Raw genomic sequence first — 4,343 nt, forward strand, 5'->3', positions numbered from 1 at the left:
ATACTCTGCTTGTATGGGGTAATAAAAAGCTAGGCAGGAAACCTTCATATAAAAAACTCCTTAGACAAAAGAAAATCTATCCCCGCAGCCAGATAAAGCCTTTATCAATAGGGGCCGGAGTGGCTTTCATCCTGTGTTTCTTTGTAATGGTGTTTTTGATTATTTTAAACATTATTTAGGGTTAGACCCCAGTGGAGTGAAGATAAATATGTACAAGGGAAAGTAGAATATCATGTTCGAAACAACCGACCATTAACAACTCACCGGCGGAGGTAGTGGTTATCGGAACCCCTATCGACCTGCGCCGGGTCAGTCCATTCGGTGAAGGCAGTAAAGCCAGCTTAGCGAGGGTGCAAGTTTTTCTGGTCAGGACTTACCCTTGGTCATAGCCTTTTTGAGTTTTTCCTCCAGCTTTTTCAGATTATCCAGGCTTATTTCACCTTTTATTAATACCAGTTCCATCTCTTGATTCTTTATGGCATCTTCCAGGTCGCGCAGGGCAAACTCACAACAGCTTATTAGGCGGGGATCAGCATCTTTGGCCTGTACCTTGAGGCTTTCCCAATTTTCTTGCATTTTGGGTATATGCAGAGCGGCTTTTTCCCAATCTTGCCGTATGCTTTCCTGCATAGCGGCCATTACTTCATATTTCACCCGGAAAAAATCTGGGGGCAGGGTCATAGCGAAAACCTGGGCTATGTCAGCAAAAGGCTGGTAAAGGCTTATAGCTGCCATGAGGCTTTCTTCTGCATTCTGTTTGCTGGCTGCCATGGTAAGACTGCTCAAGGTCTTTTCCCAATGGTCCCGTGAGCTTACCGGGAGGCCGGCTCGAACTGCTTCAGGCTCCAATTGGTTCCAGTTCTGGTGAATACTTTTAACCCCCTGATTTATGGATGGCCAGGGATTTTTCGAACTAGACGCAGATTCTTGCTGCTTGCTTCCACCTTGCTTAGAGGAAGAAGCGGATTCTTCTTTCTGGCTTCCCTCTTGGCTGGAACCCTCCTTTTGCTTTTGCCCGCTTGATGCGGAGGAACTTTCCCCTTCCTTTTGCTGGAAAGAGGGCATTTTCTGGGCTTTTATCATTTTATCCAGTTCCTGTATAATTTTATCCAAATCCTTCAGGAGCTTTTCTGTCTCCGGAGGAGCCTCAGGTTTTTGCCCGCTTGATTCTTTTGGCTTCTGTGGCTTGGATTCTTTTTGGGAACAGGCCGGGAGGAAAAGGAGGCCTAAAATTAGAAATGCCGACAGGAAAAGGATTATGACTTTACTTTTTTTCATATATTTTCACCTCAATAGTATTTGATTCCCTTGCTCGCTTTGTATATTTATGCAACCCTTATGCAACAAAAGGGGTTTTTGCAGTGGAGTCATTTTTTAATAAATTTCCATTGATAATACAATGCTACATATAAGCAGCTACAGGAGCCTGCCAAGGCTACAACATTTTTATTTAAAAGAGCAGATAAGAACATCCTTATGTATTAGTTTTTTACTAATCCCCTGTTGATATACATCCCTGTGTTTTTGGCTGCTTGCATTTACTCCCTGATTATGATTAATTAGTGGAAAGAAAGATCCAATAGAGAAACTACAAGGAGGTAATAGTATGGATTTTTACGAGGTTATTCATTCGCGGCGAGCTATAAGGAAATATAAAGCCGATATGGTACCCAGGGAAACCATCCTTAAGATTCTGGATGCGGCTAACTGGGCTCCTTCGGGGATGAATATGCAGCAGTGGGAATTCATCGTAGTCTCCGGAGAAAAGAAAAAGGAGATGGGAGAGAGTTACGGGCGCTTTGCTGAAGTCTATACTGCTGATTGGGAGGATGCGGCTAGAAAAGCGGCGTTTTTACAATTTGCCCGTTCTTTTGGCGGGGCGCCAATAATAGTGGTAGCCTTGACCAGGGGCAGTAAAGATGAGACAACGCGCAAAATGCACCTGGAGAGTGTTAGTGCGGCTTTTGAGAATCTTTTATTGGCCGCCTGTGCTGAGGGTTTGGGCTCTTGCTGGATGACCGGTCCCCTGCGTGATGAGGCATCTATAAGGCGCATTCTTGAAATCCCGGAAGACCGGGAAATAGTAGCACTTACCCCCATAGGTTATCCTGATATGAAAGCTGAGCCTCCAGCCAGGCTGGATCCGGAATTAAAAAACAAGGTTAGATGGGTCGATTGAAGATAATCTAATCCTCAGTTAGGCTACACTTAATGAATTAAAATGGCAAAATTTAGTTTAAGGAATTAATTAAAGGGAGGAATTAAACTAATGGAATTAATCCTGGATGAATTAATAAGTGATATTAATCAAGCCGAATCTACCCAGGTTACTTATTATCTATGTCTTGGCGTAGGTATCAATAGCCGAGAAGGGAGCTATGAAAAACTGAGGGTAGAGAGAAATGAGCAGGGTCAGATCGCTCTGGGAGTGGATTACGATCTGCATTACATAGGTGATGACTGCGAAATTGAAAAGACTGGAAGCTTCGAAGATGGCGGCATAGACTATGAAATCAGGGAAGAAGGGATACTTCTGCTTATGCTCCACCTGCAAAAATAAGCCATATTTCATGTATATCTGTATATCACGGGGACGGTTCTGCTGAGGACCGTCCCCGTGATATATTCTACAATTTGAAGCGGGTAATAAGCAGGTTCAGCTTTTCGGCGTTTTCTGCCATTCTAACTGATGCGGCACTTATTTCTGTGGCTGCTATAGCAGCTGTTTGGCTTGCCTCTGCTATTTTTTGGGCTCCGGCAGATGAGTCTCTTATGGTGCCAGCGGTAGAGTCCAGGCTGTGGTTTATGTCTTCCACTGAGGCCAGGACTTCTTCGGTATGTTTTTTTATTTTTTCGATTAGGTTTAAAAACATGTCGCTATCATTCTTGTAATGCTTGCATATCGTAACCATATCTCCATAATCGGCAATAATCTGGGTATTAATAAAATTCAGCAATTCTTCAGCATAGTTGGTTAAATTGGCGATAGACCTTTGCACCTGTTCGGTCATGCCTTGAATCCCCTCTACCGCTGAGGCTGAGTTTTCTGCCAGTTTTCTTACTTCTTCCGCTACCACGGCAAAGCCCTTGCCCTGTTCACCGGCTCGGGCGGCTTCTATAGCGGCATTAAGGGCCAGAAGATTAGTCTGGCTGGCAATACCGGATATATTTTCTGCCAACTCGGATATTTGTTCTACCACCCGGGCTTCTTCAATGGCTGCAGTAAGTTTTTCTTTTATAGTTCCATAAACATTTTCTGCGGTCTTTTTATGATCCTGGGCTCCGTTTTGCATTCGCGCCGCTCTCTTTTCAATGCTTTGGGCTTGAAGAACACCCTGCTCTGCATCCTTACTGGCCAACAATAAAGCAGATGATATCCCTTCGCCCGAGGCATTTACTTCATCAGTTGCAGAAGATATATTTATTATACCCGCCGCGATCTCTTCTGTGGAAGCGGATAGTTCCTCTACAATTGAGGCTATATTTTCACCGGAAGCGGCCAGCTCTTGACTGGAAGCTGCTACTTCCTGGGAGTTAAGGGCCACTTCGTGCATAATATTTCTCAAGCTTTGAACCATATTATCCAGGCTCTTAGCCAGGTGACCTATCTCGTCTTGGCGAGCAAGAGCTTCAGCAGCGATTTCTACTCTCAAGTCACCGTCAGCAATCATGGCCGCATGCCCGGCAGCATTTTTAATTGGATTGGCGAGTACTCTGCCTAGATAAGTTGCTAGAGCGATACCTATGAGAAGAAAAATAAGAGCAGCGACCAGCACCCCTACTGTCATGCTTTTCAGGCCAGCCAGTACTTCATCCTGGGGGGCGGTTACAGCAATCGACCAACCGGTATTTTCCACCGGGGCATAGCCCATGAATTTGTTGCTGCCGTCAATCCACAGGTATTCACCATAACCACACTCTGCTTTCAACATATTATTTACAATTGCAGCCAGGGGAGCGAGTTTAGGATCCTTCTCCGCTTCGGCAATGGGATCATATTGTTCTATAACCATTTCCCCTTTAGGATGGGCTATAACCTTGCCCTGCGGGTTCAACATATAGGCATAACCGCTATCACAAAATTTTATCCCGGCCACTATTTGGCTTAAGGTCAAACCATCCAGTGCCGCCGCCAGAACCCCTATAACTTTTCCCTCAGCTCCGTGAATCGGGCTGACCATCATAATAATGGTACTGCCATCAATTCTACTGACAATAGGATCGGAAACACTGGATTGCCCTTTAAGGGCCTGGTCAAAGTAATCCCGATCCTTTAAGTTGGTGGTCGAACCCGCAGTTGTGAGCACCTGCCCATCCAGCCCGGCAACCCCCATCATCAAATA

Annotated in this window: 4 protein-coding genes; 2 read left to right on the forward strand and 2 right to left on the reverse strand. The window is 45.0% G+C overall.

Annotated features, from left to right (window positions below):
• Positions 1–366 precede the first annotated feature (366 nt).
• Entirely contained in the window at positions 367–1,278 is a 912-nt protein-coding gene (locus tag PHP87_RS10955; RefSeq protein WP_299921294.1) for a hypothetical protein, read from the reverse strand.
• Between the two features lie 328 nt (positions 1,279–1,606).
• Here PHP87_RS10955 and PHP87_RS10960 point away from each other — a divergent pair, with 328 nt between their 5' ends.
• Both PHP87_RS10960 and PHP87_RS10965 read left to right on the forward strand, forming a co-directional pair.
• Entirely contained in the window at positions 1,607–2,179 is a 573-nt protein-coding gene (locus PHP87_RS10960; RefSeq protein WP_011641546.1) for a nitroreductase family protein, read from the forward strand.
• Between the two features lie 90 nt (positions 2,180–2,269).
• Positions 2,270–2,560 carry a hypothetical protein gene (locus tag PHP87_RS10965; protein ID WP_299921298.1) on the forward strand — a complete coding sequence of 97 codons (291 nt, stop codon included), beginning with the start codon at positions 2,270–2,272 and terminating at the stop codon, positions 2,558–2,560.
• 67 nt (positions 2,561–2,627) lie between these two features.
• Here PHP87_RS10965 and PHP87_RS10970 read toward each other — a convergent pair.
• On the reverse strand, positions 2,628–4,343 hold a 1,716-nt coding region (locus PHP87_RS10970), incomplete at its 5' end, for a methyl-accepting chemotaxis protein (RefSeq protein ID WP_299921300.1).

This window comes from Syntrophomonas sp. (genome assembly GCF_028707975.1).
GTDB lineage: Bacteria > Bacillota > Syntrophomonadia > Syntrophomonadales > Syntrophomonadaceae > Syntrophomonas.